Annotated in this window: 18 protein-coding genes; 8 read left to right on the top strand and 10 right to left on the bottom strand. The window is 71.1% G+C overall.

What is annotated here, in order from left to right:
* Together sufB and ACWEF6_RS19975 are read right to left on the bottom strand one after the other, a co-directional pair.
* Complete coding sequence (gene sufB / locus ACWEF6_RS19980) at positions 1-1,449, bottom strand: Fe-S cluster assembly protein SufB (RefSeq protein ID WP_310975173.1); 1,449 nt, start codon at positions 1,447-1,449, stop codon at positions 1-3.
* The gene (locus ACWEF6_RS19975) at positions 1,446-2,264 is read right to left on the bottom strand and encodes a helix-turn-helix transcriptional regulator (RefSeq protein ID WP_449684318.1); all 819 of its coding nucleotides are present in this window, start codon (positions 2,262-2,264) and stop codon (positions 1,446-1,448) included. Before ACWEF6_RS19975 ends, sufB begins: the two co-directional genes overlap by 4 nt.
* 120 nt (positions 2,265-2,384) lie before the next feature.
* On the opposite strand from ACWEF6_RS19975, the gene mptB reads away from it, so the two are divergent.
* The 6 genes from mptB to ACWEF6_RS19945 all read left to right on the top strand — a co-directional run bounded on the left by mptB (position 2,385) and on the right by ACWEF6_RS19945 (position 8,032).
* Positions 2,385-4,016 (top strand): polyprenol phosphomannose-dependent alpha 1,6 mannosyltransferase MptB, encoded by a 1,632-nt coding sequence (gene mptB, locus ACWEF6_RS19970; protein WP_449684343.1) that lies wholly within the window; start codon positions 2,385-2,387, stop codon positions 4,014-4,016.
* A gap of 6 nt (positions 4,017-4,022) precedes the next feature.
* Positions 4,023-4,949 carry an ABC transporter ATP-binding protein gene (locus ACWEF6_RS19965; RefSeq protein WP_449684317.1) on the top strand — a complete coding sequence of 309 codons (927 nt, stop codon included), beginning with the start codon at positions 4,023-4,025 and terminating at the stop codon, positions 4,947-4,949.
* A complete protein-coding gene (locus ACWEF6_RS19960; RefSeq protein WP_449684316.1) occupies positions 4,946-5,728 on the top strand; it encodes an ABC transporter permease in 783 nt (260 codons plus the stop codon). The genes ACWEF6_RS19965 and ACWEF6_RS19960 overlap by 4 nt, the downstream gene beginning before the upstream one ends.
* Before the next feature lie 102 nt (positions 5,729-5,830).
* Positions 5,831-6,796 carry a COX15/CtaA family protein gene (locus ACWEF6_RS19955; protein ID WP_449684315.1) on the top strand — a complete coding sequence of 322 codons (966 nt, stop codon included), beginning with the start codon at positions 5,831-5,833 and terminating at the stop codon, positions 6,794-6,796.
* Between the two features lie 63 nt (positions 6,797-6,859).
* On the top strand, positions 6,860-7,777 hold the full coding sequence (locus tag ACWEF6_RS19950) for an acyl-CoA desaturase (RefSeq protein WP_449684314.1): 918 nt from the start codon (positions 6,860-6,862) through the stop codon (positions 7,775-7,777).
* A gap of 63 nt (positions 7,778-7,840) precedes the next feature.
* Positions 7,841-8,032 (top strand): hypothetical protein, encoded by a 192-nt coding sequence (locus tag ACWEF6_RS19945; RefSeq protein ID WP_449684313.1) that lies wholly within the window; start codon positions 7,841-7,843, stop codon positions 8,030-8,032.
* Between the two features lie 58 nt (positions 8,033-8,090).
* On the opposite strand, the gene ACWEF6_RS19940 is transcribed toward ACWEF6_RS19945, so the two are convergent.
* Positions 8,091-9,293 carry a hypothetical protein gene (locus ACWEF6_RS19940; RefSeq protein WP_449684312.1) on the bottom strand — a complete coding sequence of 401 codons (1,203 nt, stop codon included), beginning with the start codon at positions 9,291-9,293 and terminating at the stop codon, positions 8,091-8,093.
* Between the two features lie 247 nt (positions 9,294-9,540).
* Here ACWEF6_RS19940 and ACWEF6_RS19935 point away from each other — a divergent pair, with 247 nt between their 5' ends.
* A complete protein-coding gene (locus ACWEF6_RS19935; protein WP_449684311.1) occupies positions 9,541-9,669 on the top strand; it encodes a hypothetical protein in 129 nt (42 codons plus the stop codon).
* On the opposite strand, the gene ACWEF6_RS19930 is transcribed toward ACWEF6_RS19935, so the two are convergent.
* Positions 9,670-10,530, bottom strand: coding sequence for an ATP-grasp domain-containing protein (locus tag ACWEF6_RS19930; RefSeq protein ID WP_449684310.1), 861 nt, complete (start codon positions 10,528-10,530; stop codon positions 9,670-9,672).
* Entirely contained in the window at positions 10,527-10,838 is a 312-nt protein-coding gene (locus tag ACWEF6_RS19925) for a hypothetical protein (protein ID WP_449684309.1), read from the bottom strand. The genes ACWEF6_RS19930 and ACWEF6_RS19925 overlap by 4 nt, the downstream gene beginning before the upstream one ends.
* An 83-nt stretch (positions 10,839-10,921) precedes the next feature.
* On the opposite strand from ACWEF6_RS19925, the gene ACWEF6_RS19920 reads away from it, so the two are divergent.
* Positions 10,922-11,890, top strand: coding sequence for a quinone oxidoreductase family protein (locus tag ACWEF6_RS19920; protein WP_449684308.1), 969 nt, complete (start codon positions 10,922-10,924; stop codon positions 11,888-11,890).
* On the opposite strand, the gene ACWEF6_RS19915 is transcribed toward ACWEF6_RS19920, so the two are convergent.
* The 5 genes from ACWEF6_RS19915 to ACWEF6_RS19895 form a co-directional block, all read right to left on the bottom strand.
* Positions 11,880-12,101, bottom strand: coding sequence for a cold-shock protein (locus ACWEF6_RS19915; protein WP_449684307.1), 222 nt, complete (start codon positions 12,099-12,101; stop codon positions 11,880-11,882). The genes ACWEF6_RS19920 and ACWEF6_RS19915 overlap by 11 nt on opposite strands.
* 8 nt (positions 12,102-12,109) lie before the next feature.
* The gene (locus ACWEF6_RS19910; protein ID WP_310975155.1) at positions 12,110-12,673 is read right to left on the bottom strand and encodes an FKBP-type peptidyl-prolyl cis-trans isomerase; all 564 of its coding nucleotides are present in this window, start codon (positions 12,671-12,673) and stop codon (positions 12,110-12,112) included.
* Positions 12,674-12,683: 10 nt separating this feature from the next.
* Positions 12,684-14,921, bottom strand: coding sequence for a HelD family protein (locus tag ACWEF6_RS19905; protein WP_449684306.1), 2,238 nt, complete (start codon positions 14,919-14,921; stop codon positions 12,684-12,686).
* A gap of 61 nt (positions 14,922-14,982) precedes the next feature.
* Positions 14,983-15,384, bottom strand: coding sequence for a hypothetical protein (locus ACWEF6_RS19900; protein ID WP_449684305.1), 402 nt, complete (start codon positions 15,382-15,384; stop codon positions 14,983-14,985).
* A 200-nt stretch (positions 15,385-15,584) separates the two neighbouring features.
* Complete coding sequence (locus ACWEF6_RS19895; RefSeq protein ID WP_310975150.1) at positions 15,585-16,565, bottom strand: heme o synthase; 981 nt, start codon at positions 16,563-16,565, stop codon at positions 15,585-15,587.
* Between the last annotated feature and the right edge of the window lie 91 nt (positions 16,566-16,656).

Here is a 16,656-nt window from a genome sequence, read left to right as displayed (position 1 = left end):
CTAGCCGACGGACCCTTCCATCTGGAGCTCGATCAGGCGGTTCAGCTCGAGCGCGTACTCCATCGGCAGCTCACGGGCGATCGGCTCCACGAAGCCGCGCACGATCATCGCCATCGCCTCGGCCTCGTCGAGACCGCGCGACATCAGGTAGAACAGCTGGTCCTCGCTGACCTTGGACACCGTGGCCTCGTGGCCCATCGACACCTCGTCGTTGCGGATGTCCACGTACGGGTACGTGTCCGAGCGCGAGATGGTGTCCACCAGCAGCGCGTCGCAGACGACGCTGGAGCGCGAGTGGTGCGCCCGCTTCGCCACGCGGACCAGGCCGCGGTAGGAGGTGCGGCCGCCGCCGCGCGCCACCGACTTCGACACGATGGTCGAGGAGGTGTACGGCGCGAGGTGCTCCATCTTGGCGCCCGCGTCCTGGTGCTGGCCCTCGCCCGCGAACGCGACCGACAGGACCTCGCCCTTGGCGTGCTCGCCCATGAGGAACACCGACGGGTACTTCATCGTCACCTTGGAACCGATGTTGCCGTCGATCCATTCCATGGTCGCGCCCTCTTCGCACTTGGCGCGCTTGGTGACCAGGTTGTAGACGTTGTTCGACCAGTTCTGGATGGTCGTGTAGCGGCAGCGGGCGCCCTTCTTGACGATGATCTCCACGACCGCCGAGTGCAGCGAGTCGGACTGGTAGATCGGCGCCGTGCAGCCCTCGACGTAGTGCACGTACGCACCTTCGTCGACGATGATCAGGGTGCGCTCGAACTGGCCCATGTTCTCGGTGTTGATCCGGAAGTAGGCCTGCAGCGGGATCTCGACGTGCACGCCCTTCGGCACGTAGATGAACGAGCCGCCGGACCACACCGCCGTGTTCAGCGCGGAGAACTTGTTGTCACCGGCCGGGATGACCGAGCCGAAGTACTCCTGGAACAGCTCCGGGTGCTCCTTGAGCGCGGAATCGGTGTCCAGGAACAGGACGCCCTGCTCCTCCAGGTCCTCGCGGATCTGGTGGTAGACGACCTCGGACTCGTACTGCGCGGCGACACCGGCGACGAGGCGCTGCTTCTCCGCCTCGGGGATGCCCAGCTTGTCGTACGTGTTCTTGATGTCCTCGGGCAGGTCTTCCCAGGAGGTGGCCTGCTTCTCCGTGGACCGCACGAAGTACTTGATGTTGTCGAAGTCGATCCCGGAGAGGTCGGCCCCCCAGTTGGGCATGGGCTTCTTCTCGAAGAGCTTGAGCGCCTTCAGTCGCGCTTCGCGCATCCACTCCGGCTCGGACTTCTTCGAGGAGATGTCGGTGACGACGTCCTCGTTCAATCCGCGACGGGCGCTGGCGCCCGCCTCGTCGGAGTCCGCCCAGCCGAACGCGTACTTGCCAAGGGACTCGATGGTCTCTTCCTGGCTCAGTGGCGCGGTGGTGGGAGTGCGCTGCTCGGCAGCGGCAGTCATGCGGGTTTCCCTCCATTCGGGATCCGTGCTGTGTGCCCCTCGGGGGACACCGTTCTGGCCGGCTCGGGATGGGCCGGCTGACCCGCCGTGACGGGTACGTGGGTGGTGCACGCGGAGTCCCCGCGTGCGATGGTCGCCAGCCGCTGGACGTGGGTGCCCAGCAGCTGCGCGAACGCCTCCGTCTCGGCCTCGCACAGCTGCGGGAACTCCGCGGCGACGTGGGCGACCGGACAGTGGTGCTGGCAGAGCTGCGCGCCCACGTTCTGACCAGGAGCCGGGGCGCCGACCTGGCGGGTCGACGCAGCGTAGCCTTCCCTGCTCAGCGCGGCCGCGAGGGCCTCCGCGCGCGTCGCCGGCTCACCCGGTTCGGTGATCGCGGCGCGGTGCGGGCCGACGAGCTTCTCGATGCGCTGCTCGGCGAAGGCGCGCACGGCGTCCTCCCCGGCGTGCTCGGCCAGGAAGCGGATCGCGGAGACGGCCAGGTCGTCGTAGGCGTGCCCGAAGCGGGCGCGGCCGGGCTCGGTGAGCAGGAAGAGCTTCGCCGGACGGCCCCGGCCGCGGGGCCCGCGGCGCGGCGCGTCCCTCGTCTCGGCTTCGCCGTCCGCGAGCAGCGCGTCCAGGTGCCGGCGGACGGCGGTGGGGCTGATTCCCAGCTGCTCGGCGACCACGACGGCGGTCATGGGACCCTGTTCCAGCAGCAGCCGGGCGACCTCGTGACGGGTCTTGCCCTCGGCGCTGACCTGCGACGGGACGTGCGGCTGCCCGGCGCGGGGCATGTCGCCGCCCGCCTGGTCACCCGCCTCCGTCTTTTTCACAACACAAGTGTGTCTTATTTCCGGGTGATCGGCAAAGGCGGGGTGTCCGGCAGTGACCCGACTCACTCGTGAGGCGACCGATACCCTGCACGCGTGGCAGTGGGCGAACAGGAACAGCAAGTGGCACGGCTCGAAACCGGGAGTGCCCACCCGGTGACGCTCTCGCCCGTCCACCCCCGCGAACCGCTCCCCCTGGAGGCCGCCGAACAGCGCGGGCTGAACGTCGTCCGCCGCTTCGGCACGGTCGGCTCGCTGTTCCTCGCGCTCGGCTCCCTCGGCGCCGGCGCCGCCCCGGTGATCAACCCGGTGCAGGAGATCCCGGTGCTGCGGCTGTTCACCCGGATCCCGACGGTGTCGCTGGCCATCGCCATCTCCGGGATGGGCATCCTGGTGCTGAGCTGGCTGATGCTCGGCCGGTTCGCCCAGCCCAGCCGCGAGCGGCTGGCGTCGCAGGGCCAGCTCGCGCGCACCATCGCGCTGTGGGTGCTGCCGCTGCTGGTCATCCCGCCGCTGTTCTCCCGCGACGTCTACAGCTACCTGGCGCAGAGCGAGATCGTGCACCGCGGGATGGACCCGTACGTCCTCGGCCCGGCGCAGGCCCTCGGCGTCGCCGACCCGTTCACCGCGGGCGTGTCGAACATGTGGCGCGAGACGCCGGCGCCGTACGGGCCGCTCGTGCTGCGCCTCGGCGGCTGGCTGGCGCCCCTGGCGGGCAACAGCATCGCGGTCGGCGTGCTGCTGCAGCGGGTGCTCGCGCTGGCCGGCGTGGTCCTCATCGTCTGGGCCCTGCCGCGGCTGGCCCGCCGGTTCGGCGTCCAGCCCGCGACCGCGCTGTGGCTCGGCGCGCTGAACCCGCTGCTGATCTTCCACTTCGTCGCCGGCGCCCACAACGACGCGCTCGCCGTCGGCCTGATGCTGGCCGGGCTGGAGATCGGCATCCGGCGGCTGCCGATCCGGGTGAAGGGCGACACACCGCCCCCGCTGGCCCGCGGCGAACTGCTCTACATCGGGCTCGGGGTCGCGATCATCACCCTCGGCGTCGCGGTGAAGCTGCCCGCGGTGTTCGCGCTGCCGTTCTTCGCCGTGATGGTGGCGCGGCGCTGGCACGGCCGGCTCAAGGACCTGTTCGTGGCGGGCGCCCCGATGGCGCTGTGGTTCGGCGTGGTCCTGGTCGTCGTCTGCTTCGGCACCGGCCTCGGTTTCGGCTGGGTCGGGGCGACGTTCAACACGCCCGGCCTGGTCCGCTCCTGGATCTCCCCCACCGCCGAGCTGGCCAACCTCTCCGGCGTCCTCGGCATCGCGCTCGGGCTCGGCAACCACACCGACGCGCTGGTGCCGATCCTCGGCGTGCTCGGCTACCTCGTCGCGCTGGCGATCACGTTCAAGTTCCTCTGGGACAGCTTCAAGTGGCGCTACCGCCCGATCATCGGGCTCGGCGTCGCCCTCGGCGCGGTGATGATCCTGCAGATCAACCTGCAGCCGTGGTACGTGCTGTGGGCGGTGATCCCGCTCGCCGCCGCGGCCGGGACGTCCCGCTTCCGCGTCGCCGCGACGGTGATCAGCGCGGCCCTGCCGTTCCTGCTCCCCCCGACCGGCAGCACCTTCGACGGCCGCCCGTACGTGCTGCCGTTCGCCTACGTCGCGGCGATCGTCGTCTGCGGTGGCGGGCTGCTGATCGTGCGGCGGCTGGCTCCCGTGTTGCTCGCCAAGCCGTCCCCGCGGGTGCCCGAACCGGTCGACGCCGTATCGTGACCCGATGTGAGTGTCCCTGCCGTCGAGATCAGCGGGCTGGTCAAAAGCTACGGCTCCACCCGCGCGGTCGACGGCCTCGACCTGCGGATGGAGCGCGGCAGCCTGCTCGCCCTGCTCGGCCCGAACGGGGCCGGCAAGACGACCACCGTCGAGCTCTGCGAAGGCTTTTCGAAGCCTGACGCGGGCTCGGTGCGCGTGCTCGGCCTCGACCCGGTCCGCGAGTCTTCGGCGCTGCGTCCCCGCGTCGGCATCATGCCCCAGGGCGGCGGCGCGTACCCGGGTGTCCGGGCGGACGAAATGCTGCGCCTGGTGGCCTCCTGCGCGGCTTCGCCCCTGGACCCGGCCTGGCTGCTGGACGTCCTCGGCCTGACGCCGGTCCGCCGCACGCCGTTCAAGCGCCTCTCCGGCGGCCAGCAGCAGCGGCTTTCCCTGGCGTGCGCCCTGGTCGGCCGGCCGGAGCTGGTGTTCCTCGACGAGCCGACGGCGGGCATGGACCCGCAGGCCCGGCGCCTGGTGTGGGACCTGCTCTCGGCGTTGCGCGCCGACGGCGTTTCGGTGCTGCTGACCACGCACCTGATGGAAGAGGCCGAGGCGCTGGCCGACACGGTGGTGATCGTGGACCACGGCAAGGTCGTGGTGTCCGGCGCACCGCAGTCGCTGACGACGGACGAGACGGGCGCGGGCGGGCTCCGCTTCAAGGCCCGCACCCGGCTCGACACGGCGTTGCTGACGGCGGCGCTCCCGGAGGGCTACGCGGTGCGCGAGTCGGCGCCGGGCACGTACACGGTGGTCGGTTCGGTCGACCCCCAGGTGGTGTCGACGGTCACGGCGTGGTGCGCCCAGCAGGGCGTGCTGCCGGAGGAACTGCAGGTCGGCAAGCGGACCCTGGAAGAGGTCTTCCTGGAGCTGACCGGACGGGAGCTGCGGGCATGACGTTTGCTCCGGGGACGTTCACCCCGGCGCCCGGGCGGGGATCGCTGGGCCGGATGTTGCGCACGCACGCGCGCGTCGAGGTCAGCTTGACCTTGCGCCACGGCGAGCAGGTGCTGCTGACGCTGCTGATCCCGCTGGCGCTGCTGGTCGGGCTGTCCCTTTTGGACATCCTCCCGGCGTCTTCGCTGGGGTCCGTGCCGCGAGTGGACTGGATCACCCCGCGCATCCTGGCGCTGGCGGTGATGTCCTCGGCGTTCACCGGCCAGGCGATCGCCCTGGGCTTCGACCGCCGGTACGGGGTGTTGAAGCGCCTCTCGGCGACGGCGTTGCCGAGGTGGCTGCTGGTGGCGGGCCGCCTGGCGGCGGCGCTCGTGGTCGTGGTGCTGCAGTCGGTGATCATCGGCGTGGTGGCGGCGTTCCTCGGGTGGTCGCCGTCGCCGGCCGGGCTCTTCTCGGCGGTTTTGTTGCTGGTGCTCGGGACGCTGGCGTTCGGAGCGTTGGGCGTCCTGCTGGGCGGGGCGTTGCGGGCCGAGGCGGTCCTGGCGCTGGCGAACATCGTGTGGTTCGTCCTGCTGCTGGCGGGCGGGATCCTGCTGGCGCCGTCGTCGCTGCCGCCGGGGCTGGCGCGGGTGGTGGAGCTGCTGCCGTCGGGGGCGCTGGCGGAGGGCATGCGCGCGGCGTTGGTGGACGGTGCGTTCGCGCCCGGCCCCATGCTGATCCTGGCGGTGTGGGCGGTGGTCGCCGGCGCGGTGGCTTCGCGGACGACGAAACTCACCTGAGTCCCGGTCTCCGCATGACCTAGGTCCCTTGCGGGAGTCTCCGGGTTCTGGGCGTCCGGACCTGCCGAAAGCGCGTTTTCCGCGCGCTCTACCATCGATGCCGTGCCGTTCACCAGCCTCGTCGCCCGTCTGCCGTTTCCCTCCGCCGCCGTGCAGCGGGCCGTCGGAATCGCCGCGGTCCTCGCGCAGGCGCTGATCGGCGTCACCGGTTCCATCGTGCGCGTCACCGGGTCCGGGCTCGGCTGCCCGACCTGGCCGCAGTGCGTGGCCGGCAGCCTCGTCCCGAAGCACGACTCCGGGATCGACGCCCTCAACCAGTGGATCGAGTTCGGCAACCGGCTGCTCACCGGCGTCGTCATCCTCATCGCCGCCGTCGCAGTCATCACCGCGTGGCGCGTGCAGATCGACCACCCGGAGCGCAAGCGCCTGGTCAAGCTGGCCTGGACGATGCCCGGCGGTGTCGTGCTGCAGGCCGTCGTCGGCGGCCTGACCGTGCTCGCGAAGCTGGAGTGGTGGACGGTCGCGATCCACTTCCTCGCGACCACCCCGCTCGTCTGGCTGGCCGTGCTGCTGCTGCGCGCGTTCCGCGAAGGCGACGAGACCCCGCGCCTGCTGGTCCCGCCGGGCGGCCGCACGATCCTGGTCCTGCTCGCCACCGTGCTGTGGCTCGTGCTCGCGGCGGGCACCACGGTGACCGGCGCCGGCCCGCACAGCGGCGACATCAACACCCACCGCCTGGACGCCCCGGTCGAGGCCCTCGCCCAGGTCCACGGCGGCCTGCTGGTGCTCTACCTGCTGCTGCTCGCGGTGTTCGGCCTCCAGCTGCTGCGCGTCGGCGCCCCCAAGAGCCTCTGGCAGCGCTACACGGTGGTCTGGGTGGTCGCCGTCGCGCAGGGTGGTCTCGGTTCGCTGCAGTACGCGCTGGGCGTGCCGGAGGCGATGGTGTCGTTCCACGTCCTGGGCGCGATGGCGGTCATCATCGCGACGGCCTCGCTGTGGGTGGGCAGCCGCGACCGCGGCCCGGTGACCTCGCTGGCAGCGGCGCCGAAGGAGCTCACGGCCGCCTGACGGCAACGCGGCCTTAACTCCGCGTCGGCGTGGGTGTCCGGCTCGTGGGTTACTGTTCGCGCCATGACGTCGCGCACCGCGCCCAAGCCGCTGATCTCCCACCGCCGCGGCACCGGCGAGATGATCGTGCTCAAGACCTTCCTGCTGGTGCCGTTCGCGGCGCTCCTGATCGCGGTCCCCCTGGTCTGGGGCTGGGGCATGACCTGGATCGACCTGATCCTCGCGGCGGCGTTCTACACGTTCGCCACGCTCGGCGTGACGGTCGGCTTCCACCGCTACTTCACCCACGGCGCGTTCAAGGCCTCGCGGCCCCTGCGGGTGGTGCTGGCGATCGCGGGCAGCATGGCGGTCCAGGGTTCGGTGATCTTCTGGGTGGCGAGCCACCGCCGCCACCACGCGTTCGCCGACCGCGAGGGCGACCCGCACTCCCCGTGGCTGTTCGGCACCTCGCCATCGGCGTTGCTGCGCGGCTTCTGGCACGCCCACATGGGCTGGATGTTCGGCCGCGAGGTGACCAACGCGGACCGCTTCGCCCCGGACCTGGTGGCGGACTCGGACGTCCGCTGGGTCAACCGGTACTTCTGGCTGTGGATCACGTTGAGCCTGGCCCTGCCGGCCGTGCTGGGCGGGCTGCTGTCGTGGTCCTGGTGGGGCGTGGTGACGGCGTTCTTCTGGGCGGGGTTGGTCCGGATCGCGTTCCTGCACCACGTGACGTGGTCGGTGAACTCGGTGTGCCACCTGATCGGGGAACGCCCGTTCGCGAGCCGCGACAAGGCGGCGAACTTCTGGCCGCTGGCGCTGCTGTCGATGGGCGAGTCGTGGCACAACTCGCACCACGCTGATCCGACGTGCGCTCGGCATGGGGTGTTGCGGGGTCAGGTGGATGTTTCGGCTCGGGTGATCTGGGCGTTCGAGCGGTTCGGGTGGGCGAAGGACGTGCGGTGGCCGCGGATGGATCGGCTGGCCGCGAAGCGGATTTGATCACGCGGCGTGATTGCGGCTCTGCTCTACCGTGTCCGACCACGCCCGGTAGCTTTCCGTTGCGTGGAAAGAAAAAGCAACGACCGGAACCTGCCCGTGCCCGTGATTATGCCGATCGTCGCGGTGATCGCGGCCATCGGGGTGGTGTCCGGGCCGATTTCCCCGACGACGACCGCGCCGCACCCGGCGGAGACGATCGCGGAGGAGTACGGCGGCGGCGGGAACACCGGCAACGACGTGAGCCCGTTCATCTGACCGGTTCGTAGCCGAAGCAACGGGGAAGTCCTCGTCACCGGACGTCACTTCGCTCCGGTCACGGGGATTTCCACCGGAAAGCTATCCCGTAGTTCTCCCGCGGATGGCACCCTTCGACGAAGGTGTGCCGGACGAACCCGTCGTCGACGGGGAGAAGGTGCGCGTCACCGTCCGGCGGCCGGCATCTCCGCTCGTATTCGGTTTGCTCCGCGTACCACCAGCAGGTTTCCGGCAGGCACTTCTCGTCGAACGTGATCTGGACGGTCAAGCCGGCGACCGGCTCGCCGTCCGCAGCACACTCCCCGGGATCGATGCCGTGGTGGTCGACGTCGACGTTGACCCAGCAGCGTTCCTCGTCGAGCTCCCCGTCGAGCGCCTCGGACTTGAAGGAGTAGCGCTCGTCCCGGCGGAGCGTCCGGCGGAAGCGCAGGCGAGTCCGCACCGGGTCGCCCGGGTGCGCGCCGGGTGAAGTGACCAGCCGGCACGCCCACAGCGCCGTCACCGGGATCTCTTCCGGCTCGTGCGTCCAGCCGGTCAGCGCGTGGACGTCGTAGCCGTCGACGCCGTCCTCGCAGGCGACGATGTCGCGTTCGGTGATCCGGCGCCGCACGGTCTTCCGGTGCATCACCGCCGTGACGATCATGCGCTTCACGAACACGGGCTGTGCGCCCTTCGACGCCGCTCGAGCCCGCCAGCCGGCGCACCGGCGGCCCGCGACCTCCACCACCGCCCGCCCGACGTCGATGTAGCACCGCCAGCCCGGCTCGTCCAGCGAAGGCAGTTTCCCCGCGATGACGCCGGCCAATTCCCCGATCGCCCGCCGCCAAGCCTTGTGCATGGGAGCGGTCGTACTGGGCGGTGGGTCGCCGAAGACGCCCGGCAATCGCTTCAGTTGCTTGAACCGGTCCTCCAGTGTGGCCTTCCACGTGGTCGCCCCGGGCGCGGGAGGAATCCGGAACGCCGCCATCAACGTGTTGCGCCGGCGAGAATCCCCCGCCGAGCCGAGTTTGCCGATCTCGTCGGCAATCAGCCCCAGTACCGCGAATGCCCGCAATTCGGGCGTATCGGCGAACCAGACCTCGGTCGGCGTCACCAGCGACCACAACACCGCGGCCGACTTGCTCGCCGGTTCTTCGATCGCGTAGCGGAGGAACCTGATCGGTCCGCCGTTCGAGCGGGTCGCCAGCCAGCGCAACGCGTCTTCGACGACCTCGGGTGAAGCCACCTCGCCGGCGCGCTCTCGGTTCGCCTGGATGGTCACGGCATCCTCCACCGGCAATGATCGACAATTCCCCGGCAAGCCCGGGTAATGGCGAGGAGTTCGTCGGCGGCCGTTCGGCAACGAGAAACCCGCTCCGGAAAACAAAAGATCATTTCCGGTCCCGCCGACCACCGGTCACCATTGCCCATAGGCGTACTAGTACACCATCAAGAGGGGTAGAACAATGGCCAAGGAAGTCGCCGGCAGATCGGATACGCCTCCGCCCCGGCGGGATGAGGGGGGCGCATTGCGCGAATCGATCAAAGCCGGCCTGGCCGGGATCGGCGGGCTCTACGTGGTCACCGGTTCTCTGGCGGTGACCACGATCGGAGCCGTCGTCACGCTCGTCCTGGTGGCCGTGCAGGTGGCCCGGTGACTACGCCAGCTGCTGCCGCACCGCGGACGCGAACCGCGTCACTGCCGCCGGGTCGGTCTGGCGGAAGCCCAGTGACGGCTCCGTCAGCTCCAGCTCCAGCAGCAACGGCTTCCCATCGGCCCCACGCACCAGGTCCACCCGTGCGTACAGCAGCTCGGCCCGCAGAATCCCCAGCAGACCCGAAGCCGCGTCCAAGACGTCCTCCGCCAGCGCCACGGCGTCCGCGGGCGGCGTGGCCGGGGCCAGTGATTCCGTCAGGTACAGCCCCGAGGAATCCATTGTGGACCCCAGCATCGCGCCCTTCGAGAACGCGTGCGAATAGATTCCGCCCAGGTACACCAGAGCCAGCTCGCCGGAATCGTCCACACTAGACTGATACGGCTGGATCAGCGCCGTGTGGCCTTCGGCGTGCAACCCGGCCACGTGCGCGGATGCGTCGGAGCCGGAAGCGAACCGGGCCGCCCCTCGCGAACCCGCCCCGACCGACGGCTTCACGACGAAATCGCCGGCCGGGAAGGTCGGAGCGGAGTCCGGCGCGACCAGCGAGGTCGGCACCACCGCCACGCCCGCGTCCAGGAGCTCCACCAGGTACGACTTGTCCGTGTTCCACCGCACGACCGCAGCCGGGTTGAACAGAGACGGTACCGACTCGCACCACGCGAGGAACTCCGGACGCCGGTCGGCGTAGTCCCAGGTTGCGCGCAGGATCACCGCGTCCGCCGAGGCGAAGTCGAAGTCCGAATCCCACGGCGCCCACGAGACCGAAAAGCCCAGCGACGACAACGCGGGCAGCAAAGCGTCGTCGTCGCCGTCGCCCGAAGGGAGTTCCGCGCAGCTGACCAGGACCGCGGTGGGGCTCACTTGCCCGCCATCTTGCGGCGGTGCTCCGGGCCGATCTTGGTGGCCTGCACCGTCTCCGCGTCCCACGTCGCCGGCGCGAGGTCCTCGACCGCCTCGATCAGGGCCTCGCCCGTCGCCACCGAGGGGACCACGACGTCACCGAGGGCGCCGTCGGCACCGACCAGCACCACGCGGGCGCCCGCCCGGCCGATGTTCTCCACCACCGCGCGGGACGGCTTGCCGTGCGCCTCCACGAACTTGCGGGCCGCGCCCAGCTGCGCGCCGGTCGGCGCGACGACAGTCTCTTCCGAAGTCACGTCCCGAACCATAACCAAGAACCGGCCGGAACGCGGAACAGCGTGGCCTCGGCCATAGTTGCACCGGGAGAACCCCGACCCGGAGGAGGAGCCCCATGCCCACCGCAGTGCAGGTGACGAAGACCGGCGGCCCGGAAGTGCTCGAACCAGCCGAAGTGGACGTCCGCGCCCCGGAGGCCGGGGAGCTCCTGGTCGACGTCGCCGCGGCCGGGGTCAACTACATCGACACCTACCAGCGGCAGGGCATCTACCCGGTGGAGCTGCCGTTCGTGCTCGGCCTCGAGGGCGCCGGCACGGTCGTGGAGGCCGGCGACGGCACCGGCTTCACGGCCGGCGACCGCGTCGCCTGGCAGGGGTCGATCGGCAGCTACGCGGCCCGCAAGCTCGTCCCGGCGTCGATCGCCGTGAAGGTCCCCGAAGGCGTCTCCCTGGAGACCGCCGCCGCGACCATGCTGCAGGGCATCACCGCGCACTACCTGGTCGCCTCGACCTTCGAGGTGAAGCCGGGCCACGACGTGCTCGTGCACGCGGCCGCGGGCGGCGTCGGGCTGCTCCTGGTGCAGCTGGCGAAGGCGCGCGGCGCCCGGGTCATCGGCACGGTGTCGACCGAGGAGAAGGAAAAGCTGGCCCGCGAAGCCGGCGCCGACGAGGTCATCCGCTACGACCGCGAAGACTTCGCCAAGCGCACCCGCGAGCTCACGAACGGCGAGGGCGTGGACATCGTCTACGACGGCGTCGGCAAGGACACCGTCGACGGCAGCCTGGCCAGCCTCAAGGTCCGCGGCCTGCTCGCGCTGTTCGGCGCCTCCAGCGGCCCGGTGCCGCCCCTGGACCCGCAGCGCCTCAACGCCGGCGGCTCGCTCTACCTGACCCGCCCGACGTCGGTGCACTACACGCGCACGCGCGAGGAGATCGACTGGCGCTCGAAGGACCTGTTCGACGCCATCCTCGCCGGCGAGCTGACCGTCCGCATCGGCGGCAAGTACCCGCTGGCCGACGCCCGCAAGGCCCACGAGGACCTGCAGGGGCGGCGCACCACCGGCAAGCTGCTGCTCATCCCCTGACCCACACCGCGCGCCAGTGGTAGCCGTCCTGCTCGGCGCGCTCGGCGGTGAACTCGACCTCGGCGCCCTCGCTCAGCTCCCGGAAGGTCCCCGCCGGGGCCTCGAGCGCCGAGAAGTGCACCCAGACGGGGTCGTCGAAGCCCGGCGCTTCGACGACCCCCCAGCCCTCTTCGCCGTGCCATTCGCGCACGCGGCCGCGGCGGACGTCCACCGGGGGTCCTAGGCGGCGCCGACCGCGACGGCGTCGGTCACGAAGACCAGCGTCTCGTTCGGCTTCATGCCGTTGCCGCCCTCGCCGTACGCGAGGTCCGGCGGGATGATCAGCAGGCGGCGGCCGCCCTGCTTGATGCCGGTGAGGCCCTGGTCCCAGCCCGGGATGACCTCGCCCGCGCCCAGGTTGAGGTCGAACGTCTGGCCGCGGTCGAAGGAGCTGTCCAGCTTCTTCTTGTCCGACCAGGTCACCAGCAGGTAGTTCATCTTGAGCTTCTGGCCGGCCTTGGCGGGGTCGCCGGTGCCCTCGGACAGGTCCTTCGTCACCAGCTTCTTCGGCGGGTCGCAATCGTCCGGGATGGTGATCGCCGGCACCTCGCCGAACTTGCCCGTCGTCTTGATGTCGTCCGCGGTGCACTCGCGGCCCTTGCTCTGGGCCGGCGCCGGCGCGGCGCTGGACGACGGGACGGGCGGCCCCGCCGGAGCGGCCGTCTCGGTCTTGGGCTGCTGGCCGCACGCGGCCAGCGACAGCGCCGCCGCGGCGACCACCACGATCTTCCCGATCTTCTGCATGCGAGGCACCCTAGCCAAGCACGGAGAGTGCCCGAACCTCGTCACCGGTGGCGACCACGCCGAGCCGCCGGGTCGCGCGCGTCAGGGCCACGTACAGGTCGTTGAGCCCCCGCGGCGAACCCGCGACGACCTCGTCCGGCGCGACCAGCACCACCGAGTCGAACTCCAGGCCCTTCGACCGCTCGACCGTCAGCACGCTCAGCCGTTCGTCGAACGACCCGAGCAGCGCCGAAACGGCGTCGAACCGGCCCGCGGGCACCAGCACCGCGACCGTGCCGCCGTCCACTTCGGACAGCTCGCGCGTCACCAGCCCGGGCAGCTCCGCCTCCAGGGAAGCCGGCCGCACCGACCACGGCGGCACCCCGGTCTCCCGCACCGACGAGGGCGCCGAAAGCGAAGGCGAAACCTCCGCGAGCACCCGCGCCGCGACGGCCATGATCTCGGCCGGCGTGCGGTAGTTCACGGTCAGCTGCTCCAGCCGCCACCGGTCCTCGACGTACGGCGAAAGCACCTCGCCCCACGACCGCGCCCCGCCCGCCGCACCGGTCTGGGCGACGTCCCCGACCAGCGTCATCGACCGGTTCGGCGTGCGCCGCATGAGCAGCCGCCAGTCCATCGCCGACAGCTCCTGCGCTTCGTCGACGATCACGTGCCCGAACGTCCAGGTCCGGTCCTGCGCGGCCCGCTGGGCGGCGGTCAGCTCGCTGCGCGCCTGCTGGCGTTCGGCGAACAGCTCGGCGTCGAGGACGTCGGAGACGCGCAGCAGTTCCTCGTCGATGATCTCTTCGTCCTGCTCGAGGATGTCGAGCACGCCCTCGGCGTACGCGCGATCCTCGCGCTCACGGCGTTTGCGCTCGACGCGGGCCTCGGTGTCGTCGACGCCGATCAGCTCGGCCAGTTCGTCGAGCAGCGGCACGTCCGCGGGGGTCCAGCGGGCATCCCGGCCGCTCTCCAGCAAGGCGCGGTCCTCGGGCGACAGCAGCTTCCCGGCGGCGGTGTCGAGGCGTTCGCGGTCGGCGAACAGGTCGTCGAGCACGCCTTCCGGGGTCAGCACGGGCCACAGCGAGTCGAGCGCGGCGGCCACGTTCTCGTCGGCGGCCAGCTCGGCGCGGATGTCCTGCAGGTCCTGCCCGTCGAGGAGGTCCTCCCCCAGCTTGCGGGCGGCCTGGCGGGTCAGCGCGTCGAGGACGTCGGAGACGAACAGGCGCCGCGCCGGGTTGTGCGGCCGCCGCGAGCGGCGGGCGCGGGTCCGGGCGTCGGTGCAGGTCTTGCGGTCGAGTCTCAAGACGTCGTGTTCGTACTCGATCTCGAGGACGGGCTCGGGCACGCGCTGGCGGTCGCGGACGGCGTTGGCCAGCACCTCGGCCAGCACCAGCCGCCCCTTGACCTCGGTCGTCTCGCGCGGCTCCACGCCGTCGGCGGTCAGGCCGGGGTAGAGCTGGCCGATGGTGGCGAGCAGCACGCCGGTCTCGCCGAGCGAGGGCAGCACCTGGCCGATGTAGCGCAGGAAGGTGCTGTTCGGGCCGACGACGAGCACGCCGCGGGTGGTGAGCTGCTGGCGGTGCGTGTAGAGCAGGTAGGCGGCGCGGTGCAGCGCGACGGCGGTCTTGCCGGTGCCGGGGCCGCCCTGCACGACCATGACGCCGCCGAGCGGGGCGCGGATGATCCGGTCCTGCTCGGCCTGGATGGTCGCGACGATGTCGCTCATCTCGCCGGTGCGCCGCTGCTCCAGCGCGGCCAGCAGCGCGGCCTCGCCGGCCAGGCCGAGATCCTGGCCCTGGTCGGCGGCGGTGAGGTCGAGGACCTCGTCGTCGAAGCCGGTGACCTTGCGGCTCAGCGACCGCAGGTGCCGCCGCCGGAGCACCCCTTCGGGTGACGCGGCGGTGGCGAGGTAGAACGGCCGCGCGACCGGCGCCCGCCAGTCGACCAGCAACGGCTTGTAGTCGTCGTCCTCGTCGAACAGCCCGAGCCGGCCGATGTAGGTGGTTTCCTCGGCGCTCTCGGGGACGAAGTCGAGGCGTCCGAAGGCGAGGCCCTGCTCGACCGAGCCGAGCTGGGCGAGCCGGTCGGTGTAGAGGGTGGTGGCGACGTCGCGTTCGGTGCGGGCCTGCGGGGTGCCGCCGGTCTGCCGCAACGTCTCGTCGAGGCGGCGCTGGGCTTCGAGGCGCTCGGCGTCGAGCTTCGCGTAGAGGGTGGTGACGTACGCCTGCTCGCGGGCGAGCTCGGCGGAAAAACCGTCCGAAGACAAGGATCCTGCTTTCGCCTCGGGGAAAAAGAGCCAACGAAGTCTAACGGCGCCCGCGGCGCGATCATTCCGTCCGCAGGTCGCAGTAGGGGAAGACCTCACTGCCCGGCGGGACGGCGGCCGGCCGCACCTGCTCCCCCGGCGCACACCCCACGCTCGCCGCGGGCAGCTGTTCGCCACCGGTGATGCGCCCGTCCGGGGCGCGGAACAGGGCGGCGGCGCCACGGCTGGTGAGGGCCCGGCAGTTCTCGGAGCGGTAGCGGACGCCACCTTCGCCGACGGTGGCGGTCACGGGTGTGAAGCCACCGAGGGCTTCCGGTGCGATCCAGATCACCGGGCCGACCGCGGGGTGGTCGAGCACGACCCCGATCCGCTGGCCGGGCAGGAGCACCGGGACCTCGACGGTCCGGGCGCCGGACGTCACCGGGATCCGGTAGGCGGCGAGGGTGCTGGTGTTCTCCAGCACCGCCGCGCCCGGGCCTTGCTCGGCGATCCGGACGGTGCCGCCGTCCGGGGCCGGGCCGGGGAGCGCGGTGATCTTGGCCGGGATGGCGCAGCCGGTGCCGAGCAGCCGGTCCTGGTCGAGATCGAACCGGCCGCGGCCGAGCAGGGCCAGCAGGCCGAAGGCGACGACCGCGGTGACCCCGATCCCGATCCGCCGGAGGATCAGAACGGCAGGCCGAGGGTCGGCAGCCCGATGGCCGAGTCCACCGCCAGCGCCACGAACACGATCATCAGGTACGTGTTCGACCGGTGGAACAGCGCCATCGGCTTGGTCTCTTCGCCGCGCCGCACGGCCGCCTGCAGGCTGTGCGCGTAGAAGAGGAACCAGCCGCCCGCCAGGATCGCGAACGTGCCGTACAGCCACGACGTCACCGGGAGCAGCAGGAGCGTCCACGCCACCATCACCCACGAGTAGATGACGATCTGCCGGGCGACGTGCTGGGCGGTGGCGACCACCGGCAGCATCGGGACCCCGGCGCGCTCGTAGTCGTCGCGGTACTTCATGCCCAGCGCCCACGTGTGCGGCGGCGTCCAGAAGAAGATCACGCCGAACATCACGAACGCCGGCCACTGGACCGTGCCGGTGACGGCCGCCCAGCCGATGACCACCGGCATGCAGCCCGCCGCGCCGCCCCAGACCACGTTCTGTGACGTGCGCCGCTTGAGGCCCAGCGTGTACACGAAGATGTAGAAGAGGATCGTCGCGATGGCCAGGATCGCCGAGAGCAGGTTCACCGTGAGGTACAGCACGGCCGCCGAGGCGACGCCCATCACCAGGCCGAAGATCAGCGCGCCGCGGCGGGGCACCGAGTCCTTCACCAGCGGGCGGCGCTTCGTACGGTTCATCACCTTGTCGATGTCCGCGTCGATCACGCAGTTGAGCGCGTTCGCACTGCCCGCGGCCATCGTCCCACCGACCAGCGTGGCCAGGACCAGCCACGGCGAGGGGATCTGACGGCCGGCGAGGAACATCGCCGGGATGGTGGTCACCAGGAGGAGCTCGATCACCCGGGGCTTGGCCAGCGCGGCGTAGGCGCCGACGACCCGGCGGAGGCTTCGCCGCTCACCGTGCGGTCGCTCACCGGTCGGGTGCACGGCGCTGGTGTCGTCACTGCGTCCGTGCGCAGCGTTCACCAACGACATTTCACTCCCTGCGTCAGGTTCGGGCGGGACAGCGCGGGTAGCCGAAGAACCAGCCACTGAACCCTCGAACGATGTTAGACGTGGTGAATCC

It is taken from the genome of Amycolatopsis sp. NPDC004772, from assembly GCF_053601215.1.
The sequence above is the reverse complement of the archived record's forward strand: the minus strand, read 5'-3'. Positions and strand labels throughout refer to the sequence as shown.

Excerpts from the sequence above, each read along its gene's own strand:
- ACWEF6_RS19895 (WP_310975150.1), bottom strand. The coding sequence starts at position 16,565 with ATGTCGTTGGTGAACGCTGCGCACGGACGCAGTGACGACACCAGCGCC.
- ACWEF6_RS19950 (WP_449684314.1), top strand. The coding sequence starts at position 6,860 with ATGACGTCGCGCACCGCGCCCAAGCCGCTGATCTCCCACCGCCGCGGC.
- ACWEF6_RS19925 (WP_449684309.1), bottom strand. The coding sequence starts at position 10,838 with ATGGTTCGGGACGTGACTTCGGAAGAGACTGTCGTCGCGCCGACCGGC.
- sufB (WP_310975173.1), bottom strand. The coding sequence starts at position 1,449 with ATGACTGCCGCTGCCGAGCAGCGCACTCCCACCACCGCGCCACTGAGC.
- ACWEF6_RS19960 (WP_449684316.1), top strand. The coding sequence starts at position 4,946 with ATGACGTTTGCTCCGGGGACGTTCACCCCGGCGCCCGGGCGGGGATCG.
- ACWEF6_RS19920 (WP_449684308.1), top strand. The coding sequence starts at position 10,922 with ATGCCCACCGCAGTGCAGGTGACGAAGACCGGCGGCCCGGAAGTGCTC.
- ACWEF6_RS19910 (WP_310975155.1), bottom strand. The coding sequence starts at position 12,673 with ATGCAGAAGATCGGGAAGATCGTGGTGGTCGCCGCGGCGGCGCTGTCG.